The sequence below is a fragment of the Mycolicibacterium sp. MU0050 genome (assembly GCF_963378085.1).
Taxonomy (GTDB): domain Bacteria; phylum Actinomycetota; class Actinomycetes; order Mycobacteriales; family Mycobacteriaceae; genus Mycobacterium; species Mycobacterium wendilense.
In genome coordinates, this window is record NZ_OY726395.1 from 2,110,203 (window position 1) to 2,134,052 (window position 23,850).

At 70.9% G+C, this 23,850-nt stretch carries 20 protein-coding genes; 17 read left to right on the plus strand and 3 right to left on the minus strand.

The features are described 5' to 3' along the window. Positions 1–58 precede the first annotated feature (58 nt). The 15 genes from R2K23_RS09875 (at position 59) to R2K23_RS09945 (ending at position 16,030) form a co-directional block, all read left to right on the plus strand. Entirely contained in the window at positions 59–1,597 is a 1,539-nt protein-coding gene (locus tag R2K23_RS09875; protein WP_396893360.1) for a UDP-N-acetylmuramoyl-L-alanyl-D-glutamate--2,6-diaminopimelate ligase, read from the plus strand. Then, positions 1,594–3,093 (plus strand): UDP-N-acetylmuramoyl-tripeptide--D-alanyl-D-alanine ligase, encoded by a 1,500-nt coding sequence (locus R2K23_RS09880; RefSeq protein ID WP_316516348.1) that lies wholly within the window; start codon positions 1,594–1,596, stop codon positions 3,091–3,093. Before R2K23_RS09875 ends, R2K23_RS09880 begins: the two co-directional genes overlap by 4 nt. Beyond that, positions 3,090–4,169 (plus strand): phospho-N-acetylmuramoyl-pentapeptide-transferase, encoded by a 1,080-nt coding sequence (mraY, locus tag R2K23_RS09885; protein WP_316516349.1) that lies wholly within the window; start codon positions 3,090–3,092, stop codon positions 4,167–4,169. Before R2K23_RS09880 ends, mraY begins: the two co-directional genes overlap by 4 nt. A 1-nt stretch (position 4,170) precedes the next feature. Further along, positions 4,171–5,625, plus strand: a complete 1,455-nt coding sequence (gene murD / locus R2K23_RS09890) for a UDP-N-acetylmuramoyl-L-alanine--D-glutamate ligase (protein WP_316516350.1) — start codon at positions 4,171–4,173, stop codon at positions 5,623–5,625. An 11-nt stretch (positions 5,626–5,636) separates the two neighbouring features. Beyond that, a complete protein-coding gene (ftsW, locus tag R2K23_RS09895; RefSeq protein ID WP_316516351.1) occupies positions 5,637–7,220 on the plus strand; it encodes a putative lipid II flippase FtsW in 1,584 nt (527 codons plus the stop codon). Next, positions 7,217–8,377 (plus strand): undecaprenyldiphospho-muramoylpentapeptide beta-N-acetylglucosaminyltransferase, encoded by a 1,161-nt coding sequence (gene murG / locus R2K23_RS09900; protein ID WP_316516352.1) that lies wholly within the window; start codon positions 7,217–7,219, stop codon positions 8,375–8,377. Before ftsW ends, murG begins: the two co-directional genes overlap by 4 nt. Continuing rightward, positions 8,374–9,831, plus strand: coding sequence for a UDP-N-acetylmuramate--L-alanine ligase (gene murC, locus R2K23_RS09905; RefSeq protein WP_316516353.1), 1,458 nt, complete (start codon positions 8,374–8,376; stop codon positions 9,829–9,831). Before murG ends, murC begins: the two co-directional genes overlap by 4 nt. Next, positions 9,828–10,763 (plus strand): cell division protein FtsQ/DivIB, encoded by a 936-nt coding sequence (locus R2K23_RS09910; protein ID WP_316516354.1) that lies wholly within the window; start codon positions 9,828–9,830, stop codon positions 10,761–10,763. Before murC ends, R2K23_RS09910 begins: the two co-directional genes overlap by 4 nt. 175 nt (positions 10,764–10,938) lie before the next feature. Next, positions 10,939–12,123 (plus strand): cell division protein FtsZ, encoded by a 1,185-nt coding sequence (gene ftsZ / locus R2K23_RS09915; RefSeq protein ID WP_316516355.1) that lies wholly within the window; start codon positions 10,939–10,941, stop codon positions 12,121–12,123. A gap of 3 nt (positions 12,124–12,126) precedes the next feature. Beyond that, the gene (gene pgeF / locus R2K23_RS09920; protein WP_316516356.1) at positions 12,127–12,828 is read left to right on the plus strand and encodes a peptidoglycan editing factor PgeF; all 702 of its coding nucleotides are present in this window, start codon (positions 12,127–12,129) and stop codon (positions 12,826–12,828) included. Beyond that, on the plus strand, positions 12,825–13,574 hold the full coding sequence (locus R2K23_RS09925) for a YggS family pyridoxal phosphate-dependent enzyme (RefSeq protein WP_316516357.1): 750 nt from the start codon (positions 12,825–12,827) through the stop codon (positions 13,572–13,574). Before pgeF ends, R2K23_RS09925 begins: the two co-directional genes overlap by 4 nt. A 65-nt stretch (positions 13,575–13,639) precedes the next feature. Then, positions 13,640–14,269 carry a cell division protein SepF gene (locus tag R2K23_RS09930; protein WP_316516358.1) on the plus strand — a complete coding sequence of 210 codons (630 nt, stop codon included), beginning with the start codon at positions 13,640–13,642 and terminating at the stop codon, positions 14,267–14,269. Between the two features lie 79 nt (positions 14,270–14,348). Further along, a complete protein-coding gene (locus R2K23_RS09935; RefSeq protein ID WP_316516359.1) occupies positions 14,349–14,639 on the plus strand; it encodes a YggT family protein in 291 nt (96 codons plus the stop codon). Between the two features lie 218 nt (positions 14,640–14,857). After that, positions 14,858–15,670, plus strand: a complete 813-nt coding sequence (gene wag31 / locus R2K23_RS09940) for a DivIVA-like cell division protein Wag31 (RefSeq protein ID WP_316516360.1) — start codon at positions 14,858–14,860, stop codon at positions 15,668–15,670. A 21-nt stretch (positions 15,671–15,691) separates the two neighbouring features. Continuing rightward, a complete protein-coding gene (locus tag R2K23_RS09945; protein ID WP_316516361.1) occupies positions 15,692–16,030 on the plus strand; it encodes a hypothetical protein in 339 nt (112 codons plus the stop codon). Here the strand turns inward: R2K23_RS09945 and R2K23_RS09950 are convergent. From R2K23_RS09950 to R2K23_RS09960, 3 genes are read right to left on the minus strand one after another with little or no spacing between them, the layout of a single operon-like run. Continuing rightward, a complete protein-coding gene (locus tag R2K23_RS09950; RefSeq protein ID WP_316516362.1) occupies positions 16,027–16,683 on the minus strand; it encodes a phosphoribosyltransferase in 657 nt (218 codons plus the stop codon). The genes R2K23_RS09945 and R2K23_RS09950 overlap by 4 nt on opposite strands. A 3-nt stretch (positions 16,684–16,686) precedes the next feature. After that, positions 16,687–16,836: a copper-binding metallothionein MymT gene (mymT, locus tag R2K23_RS09955; RefSeq protein ID WP_316516363.1), complete on the minus strand. Its 150-nt coding sequence runs from the start codon at positions 16,834–16,836 to the stop codon at positions 16,687–16,689. 55 nt (positions 16,837–16,891) lie between these two features. Further along, positions 16,892–18,406 (minus strand): pyruvate kinase, encoded by a 1,515-nt coding sequence (locus R2K23_RS09960; RefSeq protein ID WP_316516364.1) that lies wholly within the window; start codon positions 18,404–18,406, stop codon positions 16,892–16,894. Positions 18,407–18,570: 164 nt separating this feature from the next. Between R2K23_RS09960 and R2K23_RS09965 the strand changes: the two genes are divergently transcribed. Both R2K23_RS09965 and R2K23_RS09970 read left to right on the plus strand, forming a co-directional pair. After that, positions 18,571–20,001, plus strand: a complete 1,431-nt coding sequence (locus R2K23_RS09965; RefSeq protein WP_316516365.1) for a nitrate/nitrite transporter — start codon at positions 18,571–18,573, stop codon at positions 19,999–20,001. Between the two features lie 8 nt (positions 20,002–20,009). Next, positions 20,010–23,828 carry a bifunctional nitrate reductase/sulfite reductase flavoprotein subunit alpha gene (locus tag R2K23_RS09970; protein ID WP_316516366.1) on the plus strand — a complete coding sequence of 1,273 codons (3,819 nt, stop codon included), beginning with the start codon at positions 20,010–20,012 and terminating at the stop codon, positions 23,826–23,828. The last annotated feature ends 22 nt before the right edge of the window (positions 23,829–23,850 follow it).

The following is a 23,850-nucleotide window of genomic DNA, read 5'->3' on the forward strand; positions in this document are numbered from 1 at the left end:
GTAGGGTGTCAGGCTGGTCGGGACAACCTCAGGCGGTGTCGCGGGGACGGAGGTGACGGTGGTGTCTAGCCCGCGTCCGCGCGGTATCGCCGGAACCCCGTTGGCTCGCCTCGCCGACGTTGTCGGCGCCACGATCGTACCCCCGGCCACCGATCCGAACGCCGTCGTGGTCACCGGAGTGACCCTGCGCGGCCAGGATGCGCAGCCGGGCGACCTGTTCGCCGCGCTGCCCGGAGCGCGGGCGCACGGCGCCGAGTACGCCGCGGACGCGGTGGCCGCCGGCGCGGTGGCGGTCCTCACCGACCCGGCCGGACTCGAGCGGCTGGCCGCGGGGCCGCCGGCGCCGGTGGTGCTGCACGAGGACCCCCGCTCGGTCCTGGGTCCGCTGGCCGCCCAGGTCTACGGCCGGCCGTCGCAGACCCTGACCGTCGTCGGCGTCACCGGCACCTCCGGGAAGACCACCACGTCGTATCTGGTGGAGGCCGGACTGCGGGCCGCGGACCGGCGCGCGGGCCTGGTCGGCACCGTCGGGGTTCGGATCGACGGCTCCGACGTCCCCAGCGCGCTGACCACACCCGAGGCGCCCGCCCTGCAGGCCCTGCTCGCCCTGATGGTCGAGCGCGGCGTGGACACCGCGGTGATGGAGGTGTCCAGCCACGCGTTGGCGCTGGGCCGGGTCGACGGCGTCGACTACGCGGTCGCCGGATTCACCAACCTGTCCCGCGACCACCTCGACTTCCACCCGACCATGGCCGACTACTTCGAGGCCAAGGCCCGGTTGTTCGCGCGGGAGTCGGGTCTGCGCGCCCGCACCGCGGTGATCTGCATCGACGACGAGGCGGGGCGGGCGATGGCGGCCCGCGCGGTGGACCCGGTGACCGTCAGCGTGCTCGGCCCCGCCGACTGGACGGTCGAGGACGTCGTCGTCAGCGCGGACGGCACCCAGGAATTCACCGCGGTCGACCCGGCCGGTGTGCACCACCGCGTCGGCATTCGGCTGCCCGGCAGCTACAACATCGCCAACGCGCTGGTCGCGCTGGCGATGCTGGACGCGGTGGGGGTCGCGCCGGAACAGGCCGCCCCCGGGCTGATCCGCGCGACCGTCCCCGGCCGGCTCGAGCCGGTCGACGGCGGCCAGGACTTCCTGGCCCTGGTCGATTACGCCCACAAGCCGGGCGCGCTGCGCGCGGTGCTCCAGACCCTGCGGGCCCGGTCCGGCGCCGCCCGGATCGCGGTCGTGTTCGGCGCCGGCGGCAACCGGGACGCCGGCAAGCGGGCGCCGATGGGTCAGGTGGCCGCCGAACTGGCCGACCTGGTGGTGATCACCGACGACAATCCCCGCGACGAGGAGCCGGCCGCCATCCGCGCGGCCATCCGCGCCGGTGCGGCCGCGGTGGCATCGGCGGCCGAGGTGATCGAGGTGGCCGACCGGCGCGCGGCCATCGAGCACGCCGTGCGCTGGGCCCGGACCGGCGACGTGGTGTTGATCGCGGGCAAGGGACACGAGAGCGGTCAGACGGCCGGCGGTGTCACGGTGCCCTTCGACGACCGGGATCAGCTCGCCGCCGCGCTGGCGGCCCGACGGGAGCAGCGATGATCGAACTTTCCCTGGCCGAGGTCGCCGAGATCGTGGGCGGCGAACTGGCCGACATCGACGCGGCCGCGGCCGCGCGGGTCACCATCACCGGCAACGTCGAATTCGATTCCCGCGCAGTGCAACCCGGCGACCTCTTCCTCGCGCTGCCGGGGGCTCGAACCGACGGGCACGACTTCGCCCCCGGTGCCGTCGCCGCCGGTGCGGTGGGGGTGTTGGCGGCGCGGCCGGTCGGTGTTCCGGCGATCGTCGTCGCCCCGGCGGGGGCGGGTGACCGCGGTGCGAGCGTGCTGGAACACGATCGGGACGGTTCGGGTGCGGCGGTGCTGGCCGCGCTGGCCAAGCTGGCCGCCGAGGTGGCCCGCCGCCTGACCGCCGCCGGGCTGACCATCATCGGGGTCACCGGCTCCTCGGGTAAGACGTCGACCAAGGACCTGCTCGCGGCGGTGCTCGCGCCGCTGGGCGAGGTGGTGGCGCCGCCGGGTTCCTTCAACAACGAACTGGGCCATCCGTGGACCGTGCTGCGCGCCACGCCAGCCACCGATTATCTGGTGCTGGAGATGTCGGCGCGCCACCCCGGCAACATCGCCGAACTCGCGGCCATCGCGCCGCCGCAGATCGCCGTGGTGCTCAACGTCGGCACCGCGCACCTCGGCGAGTTCGGCTCGCGTCAGGCCATTGCGGACACCAAAGCCGAACTGCCGCAGGCCATCCCGTCCTCCGGCGTGGTGGTGCTCAATGCCGACGACCCGGCGGTGGCCGCGATGGCCGAGGGCACCGCGGCGCGGGTGGTGCGGGTCAGCCGATCCGGGGCCGCCGACGTGCGGGCCGAGGACGTGACGCTCGACGCGCTGGCCCGCCCGGGGTTCACGCTGCGCTGGGACGAGCAGTCCGTTCCGGTGCAACTGGCCGTGCACGGCGACCATCAGGTGTCCAACGCGCTGTGCGCCGCCGCGGTCGCCCTGCAGTGCGGTGCCGACGGGGCGCAGGTCGCCGCGGCGCTGGCCGCGGCGGGCCCGGCCTCCCCGCACCGGATGGCCGTCGCCGACCGCGCCGACGGCGTCACCGTCATCAACGACGCCTACAACGCCAACCCCGACTCGATGCGCGCCGGGCTGCAGGCGCTGGCCTGGATGGCGCGGGCGGGGGCGGGGCCGGCCGGGAAGCGGCGAAGTTTCGCCGTCCTCGGTGAGATGGCCGAGCTCGGGGACGACACGATTTCCGAGCACGATCGCATCGGCCGGCTCGCGGTGCGCTTAGATGTCTCTCGACTTGTCGTAGTCGGAACCGGGAGGGCAATGGGCGCCATGCACCAGGGTGCGGTGATGGAGGGTTCGTGGGGGTCGGAGGCGGTGCGCGTCGACGACACCGACGCGGCCCTGGCGTTGCTGCGCACTGAGTTGGCACCCGGCGACGTGGTGCTGGTGAAGGCGTCGAACTCCGCCGGCCTGGCCAAACTGGCCCAGGACCTGCTCGCGGACGCCGAGGACCCGGCATGAGGCTCATCCTGATCGCCGTCGGGCTCTCGCTGGCCGTCTCGATCCTGCTGACGCCCTGGCTGATCCGGCTGTTCAACAAGCAGGGCTTCGGTCACGAGATCCGCGAGGACGGCCCGCCGAGTCACAAGACCAAGCGCGGCACCCCGTCGATGGGCGGGGTCGCGATCCTGGCCGGCATCTGGGCCGGTTACCTGGGCACCCACCTGATCGGGGTGGCGTTCAACGGGGAGGGGCCGTCGGCGTCGGGCCTGCTGGTCCTGGGTCTGGCCACCGCGCTGGGCCTGGTCGGCTTCCTCGACGACCTGATCAAGATCCGGCGGTCGCGCAACCTGGGGCTGAACAAGACGGCCAAGACCGTCGGGCAGGTCACCTCCGCGGTCATCTTCGGCGTGCTGGTGCTGCAGTTCCGCAACGCCGACGGGCTGACCCCGGCCAGCACGCAGCTGTCCTATGTGCGCGAGATCGCCACGGTCGCGCTGCCGACGCTGGTGTTCGTGCTGTTCGTGGTCCTCATCGTGTCGGCCTGGTCGAACGCGGTGAATTTCACCGACGGCCTCGACGGGCTGGCCGCCGGCAGCATGGGCATGGTCAGCGCGGCGTATGTCCTGATCACCTTCTGGCAGTACCGCAACGCGTGCGCCACCGCGCCCGGGCTGGGCTGCTACAACGTCCGTGATCCGCTGGACCTGGCGCTGATCGCCGCGGCCACCGCCGGCGCCTGCATCGGCTTCCTGTGGTGGAACGCCGCGCCGGCGAAGATCTTCATGGGCGACACCGGGTCACTTGCGCTGGGCGGCATCATCGCCGGTCTGTCGGTCACCAGCCACACCGAGGTGCTGGCCGTGGTGCTCGGCGCGCTGTTCGTCGCCGAGATCGTCTCGGTGGTGGTGCAGATCCTGGCGTTCCGCACCACCGGCCGGCGGGTGTTCCGCATGGCGCCGTTCCACCATCACTTCGAGTTGGTCGGCTGGGCCGAGACCACGGTGATCATCCGGTTCTGGTTGTTGACCGCCATCGCCTGCGGGTTGGGCGTCGCGTTGTTCTACGGCGAGTGGCTGACCGCGATCGGGGCCTGAGGTGCGCAGCCCGCTGACGCCCGGGTCTCCGGTGTTGGTCGTCGGGGCCGGCGTCACCGGCCGCGCGGTGCTGGCCGCGCTGCAACCGTTGGGGGTGCGGGCCGAACTCACCGATGACAATCCGACGGCGCTGCGGTCCTATGCCGCCGACGGGGTCGCGGTGATCGACGCCGAGGCCGCCGCGCGCCGGATCGCCGACTATGCGCTGGTGGTGGTCAGTCCGGGGCTGCCGCCGAACGCGCCCATCCCGCTCGCCGCGGCCGCGGCGAAGGTGCCGGTGTGGGGCGATGTCGAGCTGGCCTGGCGGCTGGATCAGGCCGGCCACTACGGGCCGCCCCGGCGCTGGCTGGTGGTCACCGGCACCAACGGCAAGACCACCACCGTGTCGATGCTGCAGGCGATGTTGACCGCCGGGGGACAGGACAGCCTGCTGTGCGGGAACATCGGCGACCCGGTGCTCGACGTCCTGGCCCGGCCCTCGCGGCTGCTGGCCGTCGAACTGTCCAGTTTCCAGCTGTTCTGGTCGGAGTCGCTGCGCCCGGCCGCCGGCGTGGTGCTCAACATCGCCGAGGATCACCTGGACTGGCACGGTTCGGCCGAGCACTATGCCGCGGCCAAGGCCAAGGCGCTGACCGGCGACGTCGCCGTGGCCGGTCTCGACGACGCGTGGGCCACCGGGCTGCTGGAGACGGCCCCGGCGCCGGTCAAGGTCGGCTTCCGGCTGGGTGCCCCGGGGCCCGGTGAGCTCGGGGTGCTCGACGGCATGCTGGTCGACCGCGCCTTCGGCGCCGAACCGGTCGAGCTGGCGGCGGTGGACTCGATCCCGGTCGCGGGACCGGTCGGGGTGCTCGACGCCCTGGCCGCGGCCGCCCTGGCGCGCGCGGTCGGCACGCCGGCGGCCGCGATCGCCGCCGCGCTGGCCTCCTTCCGGGTGGGTCGGCACCGTGCCGAACTGGTCGAGGTGCTCGACGGCGTCGCCTACATCGACGACTCCAAGGCCACGAACCCGCACGCCGCGGAGGCCTCGATCGGGGCGTACCCCCGGGTGGTGTGGATCGCCGGAGGTTTGCTCAAAGGCGCCTCGGTCGACGAATTGGTGGTCGCCGTCGCCGATCGGCTGGTGGCGGCCGTGCTGATCGGCCGGGATCGCGGCCTGGTTGCCGAGGCGTTATCACGACACGCACCCGATGTACCCGTCGTTCAGGTTGTGGCGGGGGAGGATGTTGGGGTGCTTGGGACAAATGAGTCTGTTGTGACTCGTGTGATCAGCAAGGCGGGGGCGCCCGGTGATGCGGTGATGGCCGAGGCGGTGGCGACCGCGCGGTCGCTGGCGCGCCCCGGCGACACCGTTCTGCTGGCCCCCGCGGGGGCGTCGTTCGACCAGTTCAGCGGCTACTCCCAACGCGGAGACCGGTTTGCTGACGCGGTTCGCGCGCTGAGCGACTCCGGACGCTAGGCCGCGCGGCGATGGCGGCCAATATCGTGACCCGGTGGTGGGACCGGGTGCGCCCGGGGCGCGACGACCCTGCGGCACCGTCTGCGGCGCCCGCACCGAATCGCGGCAAGTTCGGGGCGTGGCTCAACAAGCCGATGACCTCGTTCCACCTGATCATCGCGCTGGCGGCGTTGCTGGCGACGCTCGGCCTGATCATGGTGCTCTCGGCGTCCGGGGTGCATTCCTACGATGCCGACGGCTCGCCCTGGACCATCTTTGTCAAGCAGGTCCTCTGGACCGTCATCGGACTGGTCGGGTTCTACATTGCATTGCGGATGCGGGTCTCGGTCATTCAGCGCTTGGCGTTCCCCGGCTTCGCACTGACCGTTGTGTTGCTCGTCCTTGTGTTGATTCCCGGCATCGGCACCCTGTCCAACGGTTCGCGCAGCTGGTTCGTGTTCGCGGGGTTCTCCATGCAGCCCTCGGAGCTGACCAAGATCGCGTTCGCGATCTGGGGCGCTCAACTGCTGGCCGCGCGCCGGATGGAACGCGCCTCGCTGCGGGAGATGCTGATCCCGCTGGTGCCCGCCGTCCTGATCGCGTTCGCGCTGATTCTGCTGCAACCCGACCTGGGCCAGACGATCTCGCTGGGACTCATCCTGCTGGCGCTGCTCTGGTATGCCGGGCTGCCGTTGAAGGTGTTCGTCACATCCTCGCTGGCGGTGCTGGTCGCCGGCGCCATCCTGGCGGTCTCGGCGGGCTACCGCAGCGCGCGCGTGCAGTCCTGGCTGGACCCGTCCGCGGATGCGATGGGGTCGGGGTACCAGGCTCGGCAGGCCAAGTTCGCCTTGGCAAATGGCGGGATGTTCGGCGAAGGACTGGGCCAGGGCACGGCAAAATACAACTATCTGCCCAATGCGCACAACGACTTCATCTTCGCCATCATCGGCGAGGAGCTCGGCTTCATCGGCGCACTGGGGCTGTTGTGCCTGTTCGCGCTGTTCGCCTACACCGGAATGCGGATCGCCCGTCGGTCGGTCGACCCGTTCCTGCGGCTGCTCACGGCCACCGCAACGTTCTGGACGCTCAGCCAGGTGTTCATCAACGTCGGCTATGTGGTCGGACTGCTGCCCGTCACCGGCCTGCAGTTGCCACTGATCTCTGCCGGTGGAACCTCCACGGCCACCGAGCTGTTCATCATCGGGCTGATGGCCAATGCGGCCCGGCACGAGCCGGACGCGGTCGCGGCGTTGCGCGCGGGCCGCGACGACCGGATGAACCGGATCCTGCGCCTGCCGCTGCCCGAGCCGTACGTGCCCAGCCGCGTCGAGGCGCTGCGTGACCGGCTGCGCACCCAGAAGACGCCGGCCAAGAAGGGCCAGCCGAAGACGGCCGCCAAGCGGTCGGCCAAACCCAGGGCGAAGAGTTCGGCGCCGGCCGGTCGCACGGCCAAGGCCCATGCGGATGACCGGGCCGCCCGCCGGTCGGTGCATCATGGAGACGGTCAACGCCGCGCGAGGTCAACCCCGCGGGCACGAAAGCAATCGAGCGCTGCGAGCGCGGGTACCCCGCGGCCACGCAGGGCCAGGACAGTGGAAGGTCAGCGTTACGGGTGAATGACTCGGTCCCGGTGTCTGCCGGTGGGCAGGAGCGCATCTCGGTGGTCCTGGCCGGCGGCGGGACGGCCGGACACGTCGAACCCGCGATGGCCGTCGCCGATGCATTGCGGGCCATGGACGCCGAGGTGCGGATCACCGCGCTGGGCACGGCCCGCGGTCTGGAGACCCGCTTGGTGCCCGACCGCGGTTACGACCTGCAGCTGATCACGCCCGTGCCGCTGCCGCGCAAGCCGAACGCCGACCTGGTGCGGCTGCCGCTGCGGGTGCGGCGGGCGGTGCGGCAGACCCGCGCGATCCTCGATACGGTGCAGGCCGACGTCGTCGTCGGCTTCGGCGGTTACGTCGCGCTGCCGGCCTATCTGGCCGCCCGGCCCGGCCTGGCCCGCCGACGCCCGGTGCCGGTGGTCATCCACGAGGCCAACGCCAGCGCCGGCATCGCGAACAAGGTGGGGGCGCGCAGCGCCGCCCGGGTGCTGGCCGCGGTGGACGGCTCCGGGCTCAAGGGGGCCGAGGTGGTCGGTGTTCCCGTGCGTTCGACCATCACCGGCCTGGACCGCGCGGGGCTGCGTGCGCAGGCGCGGGCCCATTTCGGGTTCGCCGAGGACGCCCGGGTGCTGCTGGTGTTCGGCGGCTCGCAGGGCGCGGCGTCGATCAACCGGGCGGTCTCCGGGGCCGCGGAGGCGTTGGCCGCCAACAACATTGCCGTCCTGCATGCGCACGGCCCCAAGAACGTGCTGGAGCTGCGCACCCCCGGGCCGGGCGATCCGCCCTACGTGGCGGTGCCCTATCTGGACCGGATGGACCTGGCCTATGCCGCCGCCGACCTGGCCATCTGTCGTTCCGGCGCGATGACGGTCGCCGAGGTGTCCGCCGTCGGGTTGCCCGCGGTGTACGTGCCGCTGCCCATCGGCAACGGCGAGCAGCGGCTCAACGCGCTGCCGGTGGTCGACGCCGGCGGCGGTCTGCTGGTCGCCGATGCCGACCTGACCCCGGCCTACGTCGCCGAGACCGTCGCGGGACTGCTGACCGACGGGCCGCGGCTGGCGCAGATGACCACGGCCGCCGCCGCCGTCGGCCACCGCGACGCCGCCGCGCGGGTGGCCGCGGTCGCCGTCGAGATCGCGCGGGCGGCCCGGGCGGGGGCCCGTCGATGAGCGCGCCGCTGCCCGAGGAACTGCGCCGGGTCCACATGGTGGGCATCGGCGGGGCCGGTATGTCCGGCATCGCCCGCATCCTGCTGGACCGGGGTGCGCTGGTGTCCGGTTCCGACGCCAAGGAGTCCCGGGGGGTGGTCGCGCTGCGGGCGCGCGGCGCGCTGATCAACATCGGCCACGACGCGGCCGCCCTCGACCTCCTGCCCGGGGGCCCCACGGCGGTCATCACCACCCACGCCGCGATCCCCAAGACCAACCCGGAACTGGTGGAGGCGCGCCGCCGGGCGATTCCGGTGGTGATGCGCCCCAACGTGCTGGCCAGGCTGATGGAGGGGCACACCACCCTGATGGTCACCGGCACGCACGGCAAGACCACCACCACCTCGATGCTCATCGTGGCTCTGCAGCATGCCGGGCTGGATCCGTCGTTCGCGGTCGGCGGTGACCTAGGCGAGGCCGGCACCAACGCCCACCACGGCAGCGGGGACTGCTTCGTGGCCGAGGCCGATGAGAGCGACGGCTCGCTGCTGGAATACACCCCCAACGTCGCGGTGGTCACCAACATCGAGGCCGACCACCTGGACTTCTTCGGCAGCCCCGAGGCCTACACCGAGGTGTTCGACAAGTTCGTCGACCGGTTGGCGCCCGGCGGGGCGCTGGTCGTCTGCGTGGACGATCCCGGCGCGGCCGCGCTGGCCGACCGCGCCGCCGCCCAGGGCGTGCGGGTGCTGGCCTACGGCGCCCCCGGCGACCGGCCGCTGGCCGGGGCGCTGCTGTCCTGGCAGCAGCAGGGGACCGGTGCGGTCGCGGAGATCCAGTTGGCCGGCGAACCGCACCCGCGGGCCCTGCGGCTCTCGGTGCCCGGTCGCCACATGGCGCTCAACGCCCTGGCGGCGCTGCTGGCCGCGATGGAGGCGGGGGCGCCGACCGAACTGGTGCTCGACGGCTTGGCCGGTTTCGAAGGCGTGCGCCGTCGGTTCGAGCTGGTCGGCGTCGCCAACGGGATCCGGGTGTTCGACGACTACGCCCACCATCCGACCGAGGTGCGGGCGGTGCTCACGGCGCTGCAAACCGTGACCGAACAGAGTGGCGGCGGCCGCGCTCTGGTGGTGTTCCAACCGCACTTGTATTCCCGGACAAAGGCTTTCGCGGGCGAGTTCGCCGATGCATTGGGTTGTGCGGACCGCGTCTTCGTGCTCGACGTCTACGCCGCGCGCGAGCAGCCGATCGCGGGGATCAGCGGCGCCACCATCGCCGAGCGGGTCAGGGTGCCGGTGCGTTACCTCCCGGACTTCTCCACGGTGGCCCACACCGTCGCCGAGGTGGCCCGTCCGGGTGACGTGATCGTCACAATGGGCGCCGGCGACGTGACCATGCTCGGCCCGGAGATCCTGATCCAGCTGCAGGTGCAGGCCAACCGTGCCGCGCCCGGAGGCTCCGGAGCGTCCTGGTGAGCGAGCCCACGGGGCCGACACCGCCGGAGGAGGCTCCGGTGGCCGAGGAGCAGGCCGCACCGCAGCCGGCCCAGGCAGAATCTGCCGGCGAGGACCCGGGCCCGCCGGCCGAGACCGATTTCGAGGGTCCCCGGCGGCGCGCCCGGCGGGAGCGAGAGCAGCGCCGCGCGGCCCAACAACGGGCCCGGGCCATCGAGGAGGCCCGGCGGGAGGCCAAGCGACGGGCCGCCGGACTCGTCCCGCCGCCGGCGGCGACCGCGCGCGGCAAGGTCCGGGGATTGCGGGCGGTGCTGTTGACGGTGCTGCTCGTCGTGCTCGGCGTGGGGGTGGGGTCGATCCTGTATTTCACCCCGGTGATGTCGGTGCGCGAGGTGGTCGTCGTGGGCACCGCCGAGGTGCCGGTGGAGGAGGTGACGGCGGTTGCCGCGGTGCCGCTGGGCGTCCCGCTGCTGCAGGTCAACACCGGTGTGGTGGCCGACCGGGTGGCCACCATCCGGCGGGTGGCCAGCGCGCGGGTGCAGCGCGAGTACCCCTCGACCCTGCGGATCACCATTGCCGAGCGCCTCCCGGTCGCGGTGATGGACTTCCCCGACGGCCCGCACCTGTACGACCGCGACGGCGTCGATTTCGCGACGGCCCCGCCGCCGCCGTCGCTGCCGTACCTGGAGGTCGCGAATCCAGGGCCGACGGATCCGTCGACCCTGGCCGCGCTGGCGGTGCTCACCTCGCTGCGCCCGGAGGTCGCCGAGCAGGTGGGCCGGGTGGCCGCGCCGTCGGTGGCCTCGATCACCCTGACGTTGATCGACGGCCGGCAGGTGGTGTGGGGGACCCACGAGCGCACCGAGGAGAAGGCCGAGAAGCTCGCGGCGTTGCTGACGCAGCCCGGACACACCTACGACGTGTCGAGTCCGGACCTGCCCACCGTCAAGTGAGATCGAAATTGCCGGCCGACACGTCGGCGCGCCTGCCGTAATAGCCGCCGCACCACCCATACCGTCTTGGTTACGCAGAACTACTTGACATAACTCTAAGCCTATGGTTGAGGTTGAGGGTTTGCTCATCAAGGGGTTCGGCGCCCGATCGCAATCGTCCCATGGGAGGAAGACCATGACCCCCCCGCACAACTACCTCGCCGTCATCAAGGTGGTCGGCATCGGCGGCGGCGGCGTCAATGCCGTCAACCGAATGATCGAACAGGGCCTCAAGGGCGTCGAGTTCATCGCCATCAACACCGACGCGCAGGCGTTGTTGATGAGCGACGCCGACGTCAAGCTCGACGTGGGCCGCGATTCCACCCGTGGTCTGGGCGCCGGCGCCGACCCCGAGGTCGGCCGCAAGGCGGCCGAGGACGCCAAGGATGAGATCGAAGAGCTGCTCCGCGGCGCCGACATGGTGTTCGTCACCGCCGGTGAGGGCGGCGGCACCGGCACCGGCGGGGCGCCCGTCGTGGCGTCCATCGCCCGGAAGCTCGGCGCGCTCACCGTCGGCGTGGTGACCCGGCCGTTCTCCTTCGAGGGCAAGCGGCGCAGTAATCAGGCCGAGGCCGGGATCCAGACCCTCCGGGAAAGCTGCGACACCCTGATCGTGATCCCCAACGACCGGTTGCTGCAGATGGGCGACGCCGCGGTGTCGCTCATGGATGCGTTCCGCAGCGCCGACGAGGTCCTGCTCAACGGCGTGCAGGGGATCACCGACCTGATCACCACCCCGGGTCTGATCAATGTCGACTTCGCCGACGTCAAGGGCGTCATGAGCGGCGCCGGGACCGCGTTGATGGGCATCGGCGCCGCGCGCGGGGACGGCCGCGCGCTCAAGGCCGCCGAGATCGCGATCAACTCGCCGCTGCTCGAGGCGTCGATGGAGGGCGCTCAGGGCGTCCTGCTGTCGGTGGCCGGCGGCAGCGACCTGGGCCTGTTCGAGATCAACGAGGCCGCCTCGCTGGTCCAGGACGCCGCGCACCAGGACGCCAACATCATCTTCGGCACCGTGATCGACGACTCGCTCGGCGACGAGGTGCGCGTGACCGTCATCGCGGCGGGCTTCGAGGCGGGTGCCGCCGGGCGCAAGCCGGTGGTGAGTCCGGGCGCCACACCCGGGACCCCGGGTGCCACCCAGCCGATCGCCCCGGGCAAGGCGGGCAAGGTCAGCTCGCCGCTGTTCGAACCGTCCGACGCGGCCAGCGTGCCGCCGCATTCGAACGGCGCCACGGTGCGCGTCGGCGGCGGTGACGGCCCAGACGATGGGGGCATCGCCGACGATGACGTCGACGTGCCGCCCTTCATGCGCCACTGACAGGTGTTGCGCGTACGACGCGTGACGACCACGCGGGCCGGCGGCGTCTCGAAGCCGCCGTACGACACGTTCAACCTGGGCGACCACGTCGGGGATGACCCGAAGGCCGTGGCGGCCAATCGGCGTCGGCTGGCGAGCGCCACCGGGTTGGGCGAGGACCGGGTAATCTGGATGAACCAGGTGCACGGGGTGCGGGTGGAAACGGTCGACGGGCCGCGCCCGCGCGTCGAGGACACCGATGCGCTGGTGACGGCGACCCCGCGGTTGGCGCTCGCCGTGGTGACCGCCGACTGCGTCCCGGTTCTGCTGGCCGACGCGCGCGCCGGGGTGGTCGGCGCGGCGCACGCCGGACGCGTCGGCGCCCAGAACGGGGTGGTGCCCCGGACGGTGGAGGCCATGCTGCGCGCCGGCGCCCACCTCGCGGACATCTCGGTGTTGCTCGGCCCGGCCGTCAGCGGCGCCAACTACGAGGTCCCCGCCGCGATGGCCGACGAGGTCGAGGCTGCTCTGCCCGGCAGCCGGACCGTCACCGCCAAGGGCACCGCCGGTCTGGATCTGCGGGCCGGAATCGCCCGCCAACTCAAGGATCTCGGCGTGGCGGCCATCGATATCGATCCGCGCTGCACGGTCGCCGACCGGACGTTGTTCAGCCACCGCCGCGGCGCGCCGACCGGCCGGCTGGCCTCGTTGGTGTGGGTGGAATGACTGAATCAGCGAACCGCCGCATTGAGCTGGCAAATTCTTTGACGGCCCTGCAAAGCCGTTTATCAACGGCCGCGAATAATGCCGGCCGCAAAGTCGAAGAAATTGAATTGCTGCCCATAACCAAATTCTTTCCGGCAAGCGATATCGGCATTCTGGCGAACCTGGGCTGTCGGTCGTTCGGGGAGGCTCGCGATCAGGAGGCCCGCGCCAAGATCGAGTCGGCGGCCGCCGAGCCCGACTGGCCGGCCGGGGTCCGCTGGCACATGGTCGGGCAGATCCAGCGCAACAAGGCGCGTTCGATCGCGTCGTGGGCCGCGGTGGTCCATTCGGTCAGCAGCACCCGGGTGGCCACCGCGCTGGATCGCGGGGTGGCCGAGGCGCGTGCCGCCGGGCACCGCACCGAGCCCCTGGGCGTCTACGTCCAGATCAGCCTCGACGGTGACGTGTCCCGCGGCGGGGTGGATATCGACGCCCCGGAGCAGGTCGACGAATTGTGCGCGCAGATCGACGGCGCCGAGGGTCTGGAGCTCGTGGGACTGATGGGGGTGCCGCCGCTGCAGGCCGACCCCGAGGAGGCGTTCGCGGCGTTGGCCGCCGAGTTGCGCCGGGTCCAGGACCGGTATCCGCAGCGCCTCGGGCTGTCCGCGGGCATGACGCAGGATCTCGAAATTGCCGTGAAACACGGATCAACTTGCGTGCGTGTCGGTACCGCGCTTCTGGGCCCGCGACCGCTAACGTCACCGTGAGTAGTCACTCCAGTCACATCTTCATCACAGGCACCAAGACTTTTAGAGCATCGAGAGGGTCCACGATGAGCGCACTGCACAAGGTCAAGGCCTACTTCGGGATGGCACCGTTGGAGGACTACGACGACGAGTATTACGACGACGACGACCGCGGCGCCCGCCCGTACCCGCGGCGAGAGCGGTTCGACGACGGCTACGAGCGCGGCCGCTACCCGGAACGCGAGCACGAGTACGACGACGAGCCGGAATACGCCGGCGCTGCCTACCGCGGCGGCTACGGCGACGACCCGCGGTTCCGGCCGCGCGAGTTCGACCGCGCCACCCCGCCGCGGCTGGGCGCGCTGCGCGGACCGACCCGCGGCGCCCTGGCGATGGACCCGCGCCGGATGGCGATGCTGTTCGACGAGGGCAGCCCGCTGTCGAAGATCACCACGCTGCGCCCCAAGGACTACAGCGAGGCCCGCACCATCGGCGAGCGGTTCCGCGACGGCACCCCGGTGATCATGGATCTGGTCTCGATGGACAACGCCGACGCCAAGCGGCTGGTCGATTTCGCCGCCGGCCTGGCGTTTGCGTTGCGCGGATCGTTCGACAAGGTGGCCACCAAGGTGTTTTTGCTGTCTCCCGCGGACGTCGAGGTGACGCCCGAAGAGCGTCGCAAGATGGCCGAGGCCGGCTTCTACGCGTACCAGTAAGACCAGCCGGTAAGCTGACCGAGGCGTCGACCGACCGGTGTCGGCAGCATCCCAACCTCGTCAGTAAGGTCGCTCTAGGTTGAAGATTTTCTTCGAAATCCTGGGTTTCGCGCTGTTTGTTTTCTGGCTGCTTCTCATCGCGCGGATCGTGGTCGAGTTCATCCGATCCTTCAGCCGGGACTGGCATCCGCGCGGGGCGACGGTGGTGATCCTGGAGATCGTCATGTCGCTGACTGACCCGCCGGTGAAGCTGTTGCGACGGCTGATCCCGCCGCTCAACCTGGGTGCGGTGCGCCTGGATCTGTCCATCATGGTGCTGCTGCTGCTGGCCTTCATCGGTATGCGAGTGGCCTTCGCCGCGGCGATGTGAGCGCCGGATCACCGGCCTAAGCTGCGAGTTCGGGGGGCCGCAAGAGCCCTATTCGGCACCGCCCGAGATTGAAATTCGTTCTTAATTATCGGGCTGCTTAGCAACCGACGGTTCTGGTGTGACAGGATGGACGCCAGTTACAGTCCGGGCTACCAACTTGGTAGTACGCCTTAAACTTGTCCGATCGGTTTGACCGTCCAGACTCAAGGGGGCAGGAAATGCCGCTCACACCCGCCGACGTTCACAACGTCGCGTTCAGCAAGCCGCCGATCGGAAAGCGCGGCTACAACGAAGACGAGGTCGACGCGTTCCTCGACCTGGTGGAGGCCGAGCTCACCCGCCTCATCGAGGAGAACGCCGACCTGCGCCAGCGCGTCAGCGAACTCGACCAGGAGCTCGCCAGCGCCCGCGCCGGGGGCGGCGGGCAGTCCGCGCAGGCCGTCCCGCTGTACACGCCGGAGCCCGAACCCGAGCCCGCGCAGCCGGTTTACGAGCCGCCGGCCCCGGCCCCGCAGGCGGCCCCGGCCGCGTCCGGCGAAGAGGCCCACGTCAAGGCCGCCAAGGTGCTGGCACTGGCCCAGGACACCGCCGACCGGCTGACCGGCACGGCCAAGGCCGAGGCCGACAAGTTGCTCGCGGACGCACGCGCCAATGCCGACGCCATGGTCAGCGAGGCCAAGCGCACCGCGGAGACCACGGTCGCCGACGCCAAGGCGCGCGCGGACGCCATGCTCTCCGACGCGCAGACCCGCTCGGAGACCCAGCTGCGCCAGGCCCAGGAGAAGGCCGACGCGCTGCAGGCCGACGCGGAGCGCAAGCATTCCGAGATCATGGGCACCATCAACCAGCAGCGCACCGTGCTCGAGGGCCGGTTGGAGCAGCTGCGGACCTTCGAGCGCGAATACCGCACGCGGCTCAAGACCTACCTGGAATCGCAGCTCGAGGAGCTCGGCCAGCGCGGTTCGGCGGCTCCGGTGGACTCCAGCGCCGGCGAGGGCGGCTTCAACCAGTTCAACCGCGGCACCAACTAGTCGACCGACGGGGAGTTCGCGATGTTGATCGTCGCTCTGGTACTGGCGGTCATCGGGCTGGCAGCCCTGGTGACGGCCGTGGTGACCAGCAACGAGGTGATTGCCTGGGTCTGCATCGCGGCCAGCGTCATCGGGGTCCTGCTGCTGATCGTCGACGCCATCCGGGAAAAACAGCGCGCCGCTGCGCCGGCGGCCGAGGAGGCGCCGGCCGAGCCGGAGCCCGATCCCGACGCTGACACCGTCGACGCCACCTACCAGACCTTCGACGCCGATTATCCCGACGACCAGGCGGTCGCGGAGCCCGAGGCCGGATCCGGCGACCCGATCGCCGACGACGCGACCAAGCCCAACACCCCCTAACGCAGCAGCGTGCGCACCTGCTCGTCGCTGGTCTGGTCGAACTCCTCGTAGGACAAGCCCACGGCGACAAACGAATCCGGCAGATGCGGGCAGACGAACTCGTCGGCGACGTCGGCGAATTCCCGCGGCGCGCTCGCCGGTGCGGTCGGCACCGCGATGATCGTTCGGGCCGCCCCGCGCTCGCGCGCGTCGAGGGCGACGGCACGCATGGTGGCACCGGTGGCGATGCCGTCGTCCACCAGGATCACCACCCGACCCCGCATCGGGACCGGAGGCCGGCCCGCCCGATACGCCTCCTCGCGACGCAGCAGTTCGCGGCGCTCGGTCTCGACCACCGCATCCAGCGTGTCCCGGGAAATCCCCAGCGAGCGCACCAGCGCGTCGTTGAGCACCATCCGGTCCCGGGTGATGGCCCCGAGCGCGAGTTCCTCGCGCCCGGGGGCGCCGAGCTTTCGCACCACCGCCACATCGAGCCCGGCGCCCAGACCGCCCGCCACCTCGGCGGCCACCGGAACCCCGCCGCGGGCCAGCCCCACCACCAGAACATCGGCCTCGCGCAGGTCGGCGTCCGCGCGCAGCAGCGCCGCCAGCACCGCCCGGCCGGCCTCGACGCGGTCGCGATAGCGCGTTCGGTGCGTGGGTGAGGCGGACATCGGTTACCGGTCGACGGGCACCAGTTCAGCGCCGCACGTACAGCGGTAGGCGCCGCCGTTCTCCGAGCAGTCGCACGGCGCCTCGATCCGCACCCGACAGCCGCAGCCCTCGTGCGCACAGGTCAGGACGGTGTCCTGGTCACTGGCTCCCATCGCATTCCCCTTCCGCTGCACCGATGCGCCCACGCGCATCTGGCTCGATCGTGCCTCATCCGCCCGCGGCCGCGGGCGACTTTGCCGCGTCCCCGAACGTCGGCTGCCAGGACCGCAGCGGCCGCATCAGCTGCACCTTCTTGTTCTGGTGTTCGTTCATCCGGCGCAGGATGTCATCGAGCGTGACCACGGCATCGCGGATGTAGGGGCCCTTGTTGAGCATCACGGCCTCCGCGCGTTCGCTCATGGCGGCGTCGCTGATCTCGGCGCGCGACGGGTTGCCCTGCTTAGCGAGCTGTTCGAGGACCTGCGTCGCCCAGATCACCGGCACATGCGCCGCCTCGCACAGCCACATGATCTCCTCCTGGAGTTCGGCGAGTCGCTCGTAGCCGGATTCGACCGCCAGGTCGCCGCGGGCGATCATCACGCCCACCTTGGGCCGGCGCATGGCCGTGATCAGCAGTCTCGGTAGGTGTTCGAAGGCGCTGGGCGTCTCGATCTTGAGCACCAGACCCATGTCGTGCGCGTCGAGGCGCCCCAACTCCTCGAGCAGCCGCTCGACGTCGCCGGGTTGCTGCACGAACGACATCTCGACCAGGTCGGCGAACTCCGCGATGACCGCGAGGTCGACGAGATCCTGGTCGGTGGGCGCGGACGCCGACAGGGTGGTGTCAGGCAGGTTGATGCCCTTGTCGGCGCGCAGCTTTGCGCCCTTGGCACGGGCGTGGGTGATGGTGATGCGCAGGAGGTCGGGGTCCTTTTCGACCACCTTGCCGGCGATCTTGCCGTCGTCGAACAACACCCGGTGGCCCACCTCGGCGGCGTCGATCACCTCCGGCAGCGTGCACCCGATCCGCGGGATCTCCCGGTCCACCGGCGCCGGTCCGCAATCCCGCGTGAGCTCGAGCACGTCGCCGCGGTACAGCCGCAGCTTCGCCCCGCTCGGTCGCAGCGCCCCGGTGCGCACCTTCGGTCCGGCCAGGTCGGCCGCGATGAAACAGGTGCGGCTGGCGTCGCGAGCGGCGCGGCGCACGTTGGCGGCGACGGCGCGCCAGGTGTCCGGGTCGTCGTGGGCGCAGTTGATGCGCGCCAGGTCCATGCCGGCCCGCACCAGGTCACCGACCAGCGATTCATCGGTTGCCGCCGCCGTCGGCATGGTGACCATGATGCGGGCCGCCCGGTGCGACGGCACCGGTCCGAGCAACGCGGTGGCGTGCCGGACCAGCAGCGCGGTGCCCTCCTGCAGCGGCACCGCGCTGGGTTCCGGTGGTGTCCAGCCGTCGTGGCCGAGCATGGCGGTCAGGGCCGCCCGCACGGCCCGCAGGGTGGCCTGCACGTGGGGCTCGCTGCGGCCCAGCGAGGACAGCCCAAGCCGGGCCAGATCGCCCTGCAGGTCGCGCAGGTCAACCTGTCGGATTGCCAAGTAGTGCACCATGTTTCGCGCCGAGTCTCGGAATTCGGGCGCGGTCTGCGCCAGGCCCGGCGCCCACGCCTGTTCCGCCTCGCGCAGCTTGTCCAGCAGGTCGTCGATGTTGCTGCGCAGGGCAAGGAGCTCCCCTTCGGCGGTCATTCTTCGAGGTTAGCCGTCTCCGACGGGCCCGACGAGCGGCTCACGACGGGCCGTTCGGCGGTGTGAGGCACTGGTGACACCGCGGTCACCACCGCGCAATCGGTGCGGCATTGCCGGTCGGTACACCTGAGGCAAGCGCGACAACACCACCCCGGAGGGCCGAGATGCCAGCACTGTCGTTCACCCGAGACCGCGATATCGAGGACTGGGACGCCGAGGATGTTCAGGCCTGGGAGGCGGGCAACAACAAGATCGCCAAACGCAACCTGATCTGGTCCATCGTCGCCGAGCACGTCGGGTTCTCCGTCTGGTCCATCTGGTCGGTGATGGTGTTGTTCATGCCGGACGACGTCTACGGCATCGACGCCGCGGGCAAGTTCTACCTGGTGGCGGTGCCCACCCTGGTCGGCGCGTTCATGCGCATTCCGTACACCATCGCCCCGGCCCGGTTCGGCGGGCGCAACTGGACCGTCGTCAGCGCGCTGCTGCTGCTCATTCCGACGGCGCTGACCTGGTACTTCATGTCCGTACCCGGCACCAGCTACACGACGTTCATGGTGGTCGCGGCGTTCGCCGGGCTCGGCGGCGGCAATTTCGCTTCGTCGATGACCAACATCAACGCGTTCTACCCGCAGCGGCTCAAGGGCTGGGCGCTGGGACTCAACGCCGGCGGCGGCAACATCGGCGTGCCGGTCATCCAGTTGGTGGCCCTGCTGGTGATCGCCACGGTGGGCAACGCGCGCCCGGAGATCGTGTGCGCCATCTACCTGGTCGCGATCAGCCTGGCCGCCCTCGGCGCCGCCTTGTTCATGGATAACCTGAAAAGCCAGCGCTCCGATCTGGGTGCCCTGGCGGAAGCGTTGCGCCACAAGCACTCCTGGGTGATGAGCTTCCTCTACATCGGCACCTTCGGCTCGTTCATCGGGTTCTCGTTCGCGTTCGGGCAGGTGCTGCAGATCAACTACCTGGCCGGCGGCGACACCCCCGCGCAGGCCGCCCTGCACGCCGCGCAGATCGCGTTCCTGGGACCGCTGCTGGGCTCGATCTCCCGGCCGTACGGCGGCAAGCTCGCCGACCGCATCGGCGGCGGGCGGATCACTCTGTACACCTTTGTGGCCATGACCTTCGCCGCGGGCATCCTGGTGGTCACGGGAATGGTCGACGACGCGACCAGCGCCGCCCCCACCGGAACCCAGATGGGTTGCTACGTCGCGGGTTTCATCCTGTTGTTCGTGCTGTCCGGGATCGGCAACGGTTCGACCTACAAGATGATCCCGTCCATCTTCGAGGCCAAGGCGCAGGGCCGCGACGACCTGGATCGCGCCGGCAAGGCCGCCTGGTCGCGCAGCATGTCGGGCGCGCTGATCGGCTTCGCCGGCGCCGTCGGGGCCCTCGGCGGGGTGTTCATCAACATCGTCCTGCGCGCCTCCTACGTGAGCGACGCGAAGTCCGCCACCAACGCGTTCTGGGTGTTCCTCGGCTTCTACGTGGTCTGCGCCGTCGTCACCTGGTTCGTCTTCCTGCGCCTGCAGGCGCCGCGGTCCCGGACCGCCGAGCCGGCCGGTGACACCGTGCCGGTCCCGGCGGGAGGTTGAGCGCCTCGATGACGACGACGCGCACCGCGTGTTCGTACTGCGGTGTCGGGTGCGGGATCTCGGTGCAGACCCGCCCCGACGCTGCGACCGGGCTGCCGGTGATCGCCCGGGTCTCCGGCGACAGGCTGCATCCGGCCAACTTAGGCCGGTTGTGCACCAAGGGTGCCACGCACGCGGAGCTGATGGCGGCCACCGAGGGCCGACTGACCTCGGCCTTGCTGCGTCCGGTGCGCGACGCCGAACCGGTCGCGGTCGACGTCGAGGTCGCAGTGGCCGAGGCCGGCACGCGGCTGCGCGCGATCGTCGACGAGCACGGGCCCGACGCGGTGGCGCTCTACGTCTCGGGCCAGATGTCGATGGAGGCCCAGTACCTGGCGACCAAGCTGGCCAAGGGGTTCCTGCGCACGGTGCACATCGAATCCAACTCGCGGCTGTGCATGGCAAGTGCCGGAACGGGTTTCAAGCAATCGCTGGGCTCCGACGGCCCGCCGGGATCCTACGCCGACTTCGACGCCGCCGACCTGTTCCTGGTGATCGGTGCGAACATGGCCGATTGTCATCCGATCCTGTATCTGCGAATGCTCGACCGGGTGAAGGCCGGCGCCAAGCTGATCGTGGTGGACCCGCGGCGCACCGCCACCGCCGACCATGCCGACCTGTACCTGCCGATCCGTCCCGGAACCGACCTGGCGCTGCTCAATGGCCTGCTGCACCTACTGGCCGAAAATGGGGACATCGATGGGGATTTCATTGCCGAGCACACGCAGGGCTGGGCGGCCATGCCGGCGTTCCTCGCTGACTATTCACCCCGGCGGGTCGCTGAGATCACCGGGCTGGACGAGGCCGACATCCGCACCGCCGCCGCCCTGATCGGGGCGGCGGGGGACTGGATGACGTGCTGGACGATGGGGCTCAACCAGAGCACCCACGGCACCTGGAACACCAACGCCATCTGCAACCTGCACCTGGCCACCGGCGCGATCTGCCGCACCGGTTCCGGCCCGATGTCGCTGACGGGACAACCGAATGCCATGGGCGGCCGCGAAATGGGCTACATGGGGCCGGGTCTGCCGGGGCAGCGCTCCGTGCTGTCGGCCGCCGACCGGACGTTCGTCGAGGCGCAGTGGGACATCGATCCGGGGAGCATCCCCAGCGACGTCGGACCGGGCACCATCGAGCTGTTCCGGCAGCTGCGCACCGGTGACATCAAGGCGGTGTGGATCATCTGCACCAATCCGGTTGCCACCGTGCCCAACCGGGCCACGGTGATCGAGGGCCTGCGGGCCGCCGAGTTGGTGATCACCCAGGACGCCTACGCCGAGACCGCGACCAACCGCTACGCCGACATCATGCTGCCGGCCGCGTTGTGGGCCGAATCTGATGCGGTGATGGTCAACTCCGAGCGCAACCTCACGCTGCTTCAGCAGAGCGTGCCGGCCGTGGGGCAGGCCCGGCCGGACTGGGAACTGATCTGCGGGGTGGCCCAACATCTGGGCTTCGGCGCGCACTTCGAGTACAAGTCCAGCGAGCAGATCTTCGATGAGATCCGCCGATTCCACAATCCGGCAACGGGATACGACCTGCGCGGCGCGAGCTACGAGCGGCTGCGCGAGACCCCGCTGCAGTGGCCGTGCCCACCGGAGATCGGCCCGGACGGTGGCCCCGGTGACCTGGCCGACCGCCACCCGATCCGCTACCTCAACGACGGCGTCTCGCAGGACCTGTTCGTCGACGCCGACGGGCGGCGGCCCCGGCTGGCCTTCGCCACCGCCACCCGCCGCGCCGTGTTCCACCCGCGGCCGCACCTGCCGGTGGCCGAACTGCCCGACGACGAGTACCCGCTGGTTCTCAACACCGGTCGGCTGCAACATCAATGGCACACCATGACCAAGACCGGGAGGGTGGCCACGTTGAACAAACTCAACGGCGCCCCGTTCGTGGAGATCCATCCCGACGACGCCGCGGCCCTGGGCGTCGCCGGCGGCGCCACGGTGGCGGTCGTGTCGCGGCGCGGGCGGGCCGTGCTGCCGGCCGTGCTGACCGACCGGGTAGGCCCGGGGAACCTGTGGGCGCCGTTCCACTGGGACGACGCCGACGGCCGCGCACGCAACATCAACGCGGTCACCAACGACGCCGTCGACCCCGAGTCGCTGCAGCCGGAGCTCAAGTTCTGCGCGGTGCGTCTGGAGTTGGTCGCGCCGCCACCCGCAGCCGTCGAGGAGCCGACCGCGGCCGCCGGGACCGGGCCGCTGGTGCTGTGGGCCTCGCAGACCGGCAACGCCGAAGAGCTGGCTCGGGTCCTCGGCGGCCGGCTCGGCACGGCGCGGCTGCGCACGCTGGATCAGACCGCGCTGTCCGATCTCACCGACGCCGGCGAGGTGGCCATCGTCACCAGCACCTTCGGCGACGGAGACCCGCCCGACAACGGCGCGGACTTCTGGGCCCGGCTCGCCGCCGCCGCGGCGCCCTCGCTGGCGGGGGTCCGCTTCGCGGTGCTCGGCCTCGGTGATCGCGCCTACGCCGACTTCTGCGGGTACGCAAAGTCGTTGGATCGCCGGCTCGCCGAGCTCGGGGCGACCCGGTTGTTCGAGCGCGCCGAGCACGAGGTGCACGACGAGGAACAGCTGAGCGCATGGGCCGACAAAGTCGTCGAGCTGATGGCGGTTTCACCTGCGCCGGGATCACCGGTCCGGCCCGCACCCAGCGGGCCGGCGCCGTTCACCCGCAGCCGGCCGGTCGCGGCGTCGCTGTGCCGCAACGTGCGGCTCACCCCGGCCACCGCGGCCAAGGAGGTCCGCCAGTTCGGCTTCGACCTCAGCGCCCACGACGTCGAGTACTCGGCGGGTGATTCGCTGGGCGTCTACGTCGCCAACCACGCTGCCGCGGTGGACGAATGGCTCGCCGCCACCGGGCTTTCCGGTTCGGCGACGGTCGTCGTCGACGGCGCGGAAACCGAGTTGCGGCACGCGCTGACCACCTACTACGACATCTGCAAGGTGACGCCGAACCTGCTCGACTTCGTCGCCGAGCACAACCCGGACCGCGCGGTGGCCAAGCGGTTGCGCCGTCGGGAGGCCCTGGAGAAATGGCTGGTCGACCGCAACGGCCTCGACGTGGTCCGGGAGTTCCCGGTGCGCGCCGACGCCGCGCAATGGCAGGACGTGCTGGTGCGGCTGACCCCGCGGCAGTACTCGATCTCGTCGAGCCCGTTGGTCAGTCCGCGCGAGGTGCAGCTGACGGTCTCGACGCTGCGGTACCGCACCCCCGAGGGGGCGCGCCGCGGAGGGGTGGCGTCGACGTATCTGGCCGACCTGCCGCTCGGCACCGACGTAGACGTCTTCCTACAGCGCTCACCGCATTTCCGGCCGCCCAGCGAGTCGGCCACCCCGATGATCATGGTGGGGCCGGGCACCGGTATCGCCCCGTTCCGGGGATTCCTGCAGGAGCGCCGCACGCTCGGCCACACGGGCGGCAACTGGCTGTTCTTCGGCGATCAGCACCGCGAGCAGAACTTCTACTACCGTGCCGAGCTCGAGGACATGGCAGCCGACGGCTTCCTCACCCGCCTCGACGTGGCGTTCTCGCGTGACCAGGCGAAGCGGGTGTACGTCCAGCACCGGATGCGGGCCGCCGGCGCCGCGCTGTGGCGCTGGCTCGCCGACGGCGCTCATTTCTACGTGTGCGGCGACGCCGCCCGGATGGCCCACGACGTCGACGCGGCCCTGACCGACATCATCCGCACCCACGGCGGCATGAGTTCCGACGCCGCCCGGGACTACAAGCGCGAGCTCATCGCCGAGAAGCGGTACCTGCGCGACGTGTACTGAGCCGGTGATCCGCACCGGGCTC

Coding starts and splice junctions, on each gene's coding strand:
- R2K23_RS09880 (WP_316516348.1), top strand. CDS start 1,594: ATGATCGAACTTTCCCTGGCCGAGGTCGCCGAGATCGTGGGCGGCGAA.
- mraY (WP_316516349.1), top strand. CDS start 3,090: ATGAGGCTCATCCTGATCGCCGTCGGGCTCTCGCTGGCCGTCTCGATC.
- ftsW (WP_316516351.1), top strand. CDS start 5,637: ATGGCGGCCAATATCGTGACCCGGTGGTGGGACCGGGTGCGCCCGGGG.
- murC (WP_316516353.1), top strand. CDS start 8,374: ATGAGCGCGCCGCTGCCCGAGGAACTGCGCCGGGTCCACATGGTGGGC.
- ftsZ (WP_316516355.1), top strand. CDS start 10,939: ATGACCCCCCCGCACAACTACCTCGCCGTCATCAAGGTGGTCGGCATC.
- R2K23_RS09925 (WP_316516357.1), top strand. CDS start 12,825: ATGACTGAATCAGCGAACCGCCGCATTGAGCTGGCAAATTCTTTGACG.
- R2K23_RS09930 (WP_316516358.1), top strand. CDS start 13,640: ATGAGCGCACTGCACAAGGTCAAGGCCTACTTCGGGATGGCACCGTTG.
- wag31 (WP_316516360.1), top strand. CDS start 14,858: ATGCCGCTCACACCCGCCGACGTTCACAACGTCGCGTTCAGCAAGCCG.
- R2K23_RS09945 (WP_316516361.1), top strand. CDS start 15,692: ATGTTGATCGTCGCTCTGGTACTGGCGGTCATCGGGCTGGCAGCCCTG.
- R2K23_RS09950 (WP_316516362.1), bottom strand. CDS start 16,683: ATGTCCGCCTCACCCACGCACCGAACGCGCTATCGCGACCGCGTCGAG.
- mymT (WP_316516363.1), bottom strand. CDS start 16,836: ATGGGAGCCAGTGACCAGGACACCGTCCTGACCTGTGCGCACGAGGGC.
- R2K23_RS09960 (WP_316516364.1), bottom strand. CDS start 18,406: ATGACCGCCGAAGGGGAGCTCCTTGCCCTGCGCAGCAACATCGACGAC.
- R2K23_RS09965 (WP_316516365.1), top strand. CDS start 18,571: ATGCCAGCACTGTCGTTCACCCGAGACCGCGATATCGAGGACTGGGAC.
- R2K23_RS09970 (WP_316516366.1), top strand. CDS start 20,010: ATGACGACGACGCGCACCGCGTGTTCGTACTGCGGTGTCGGGTGCGGG.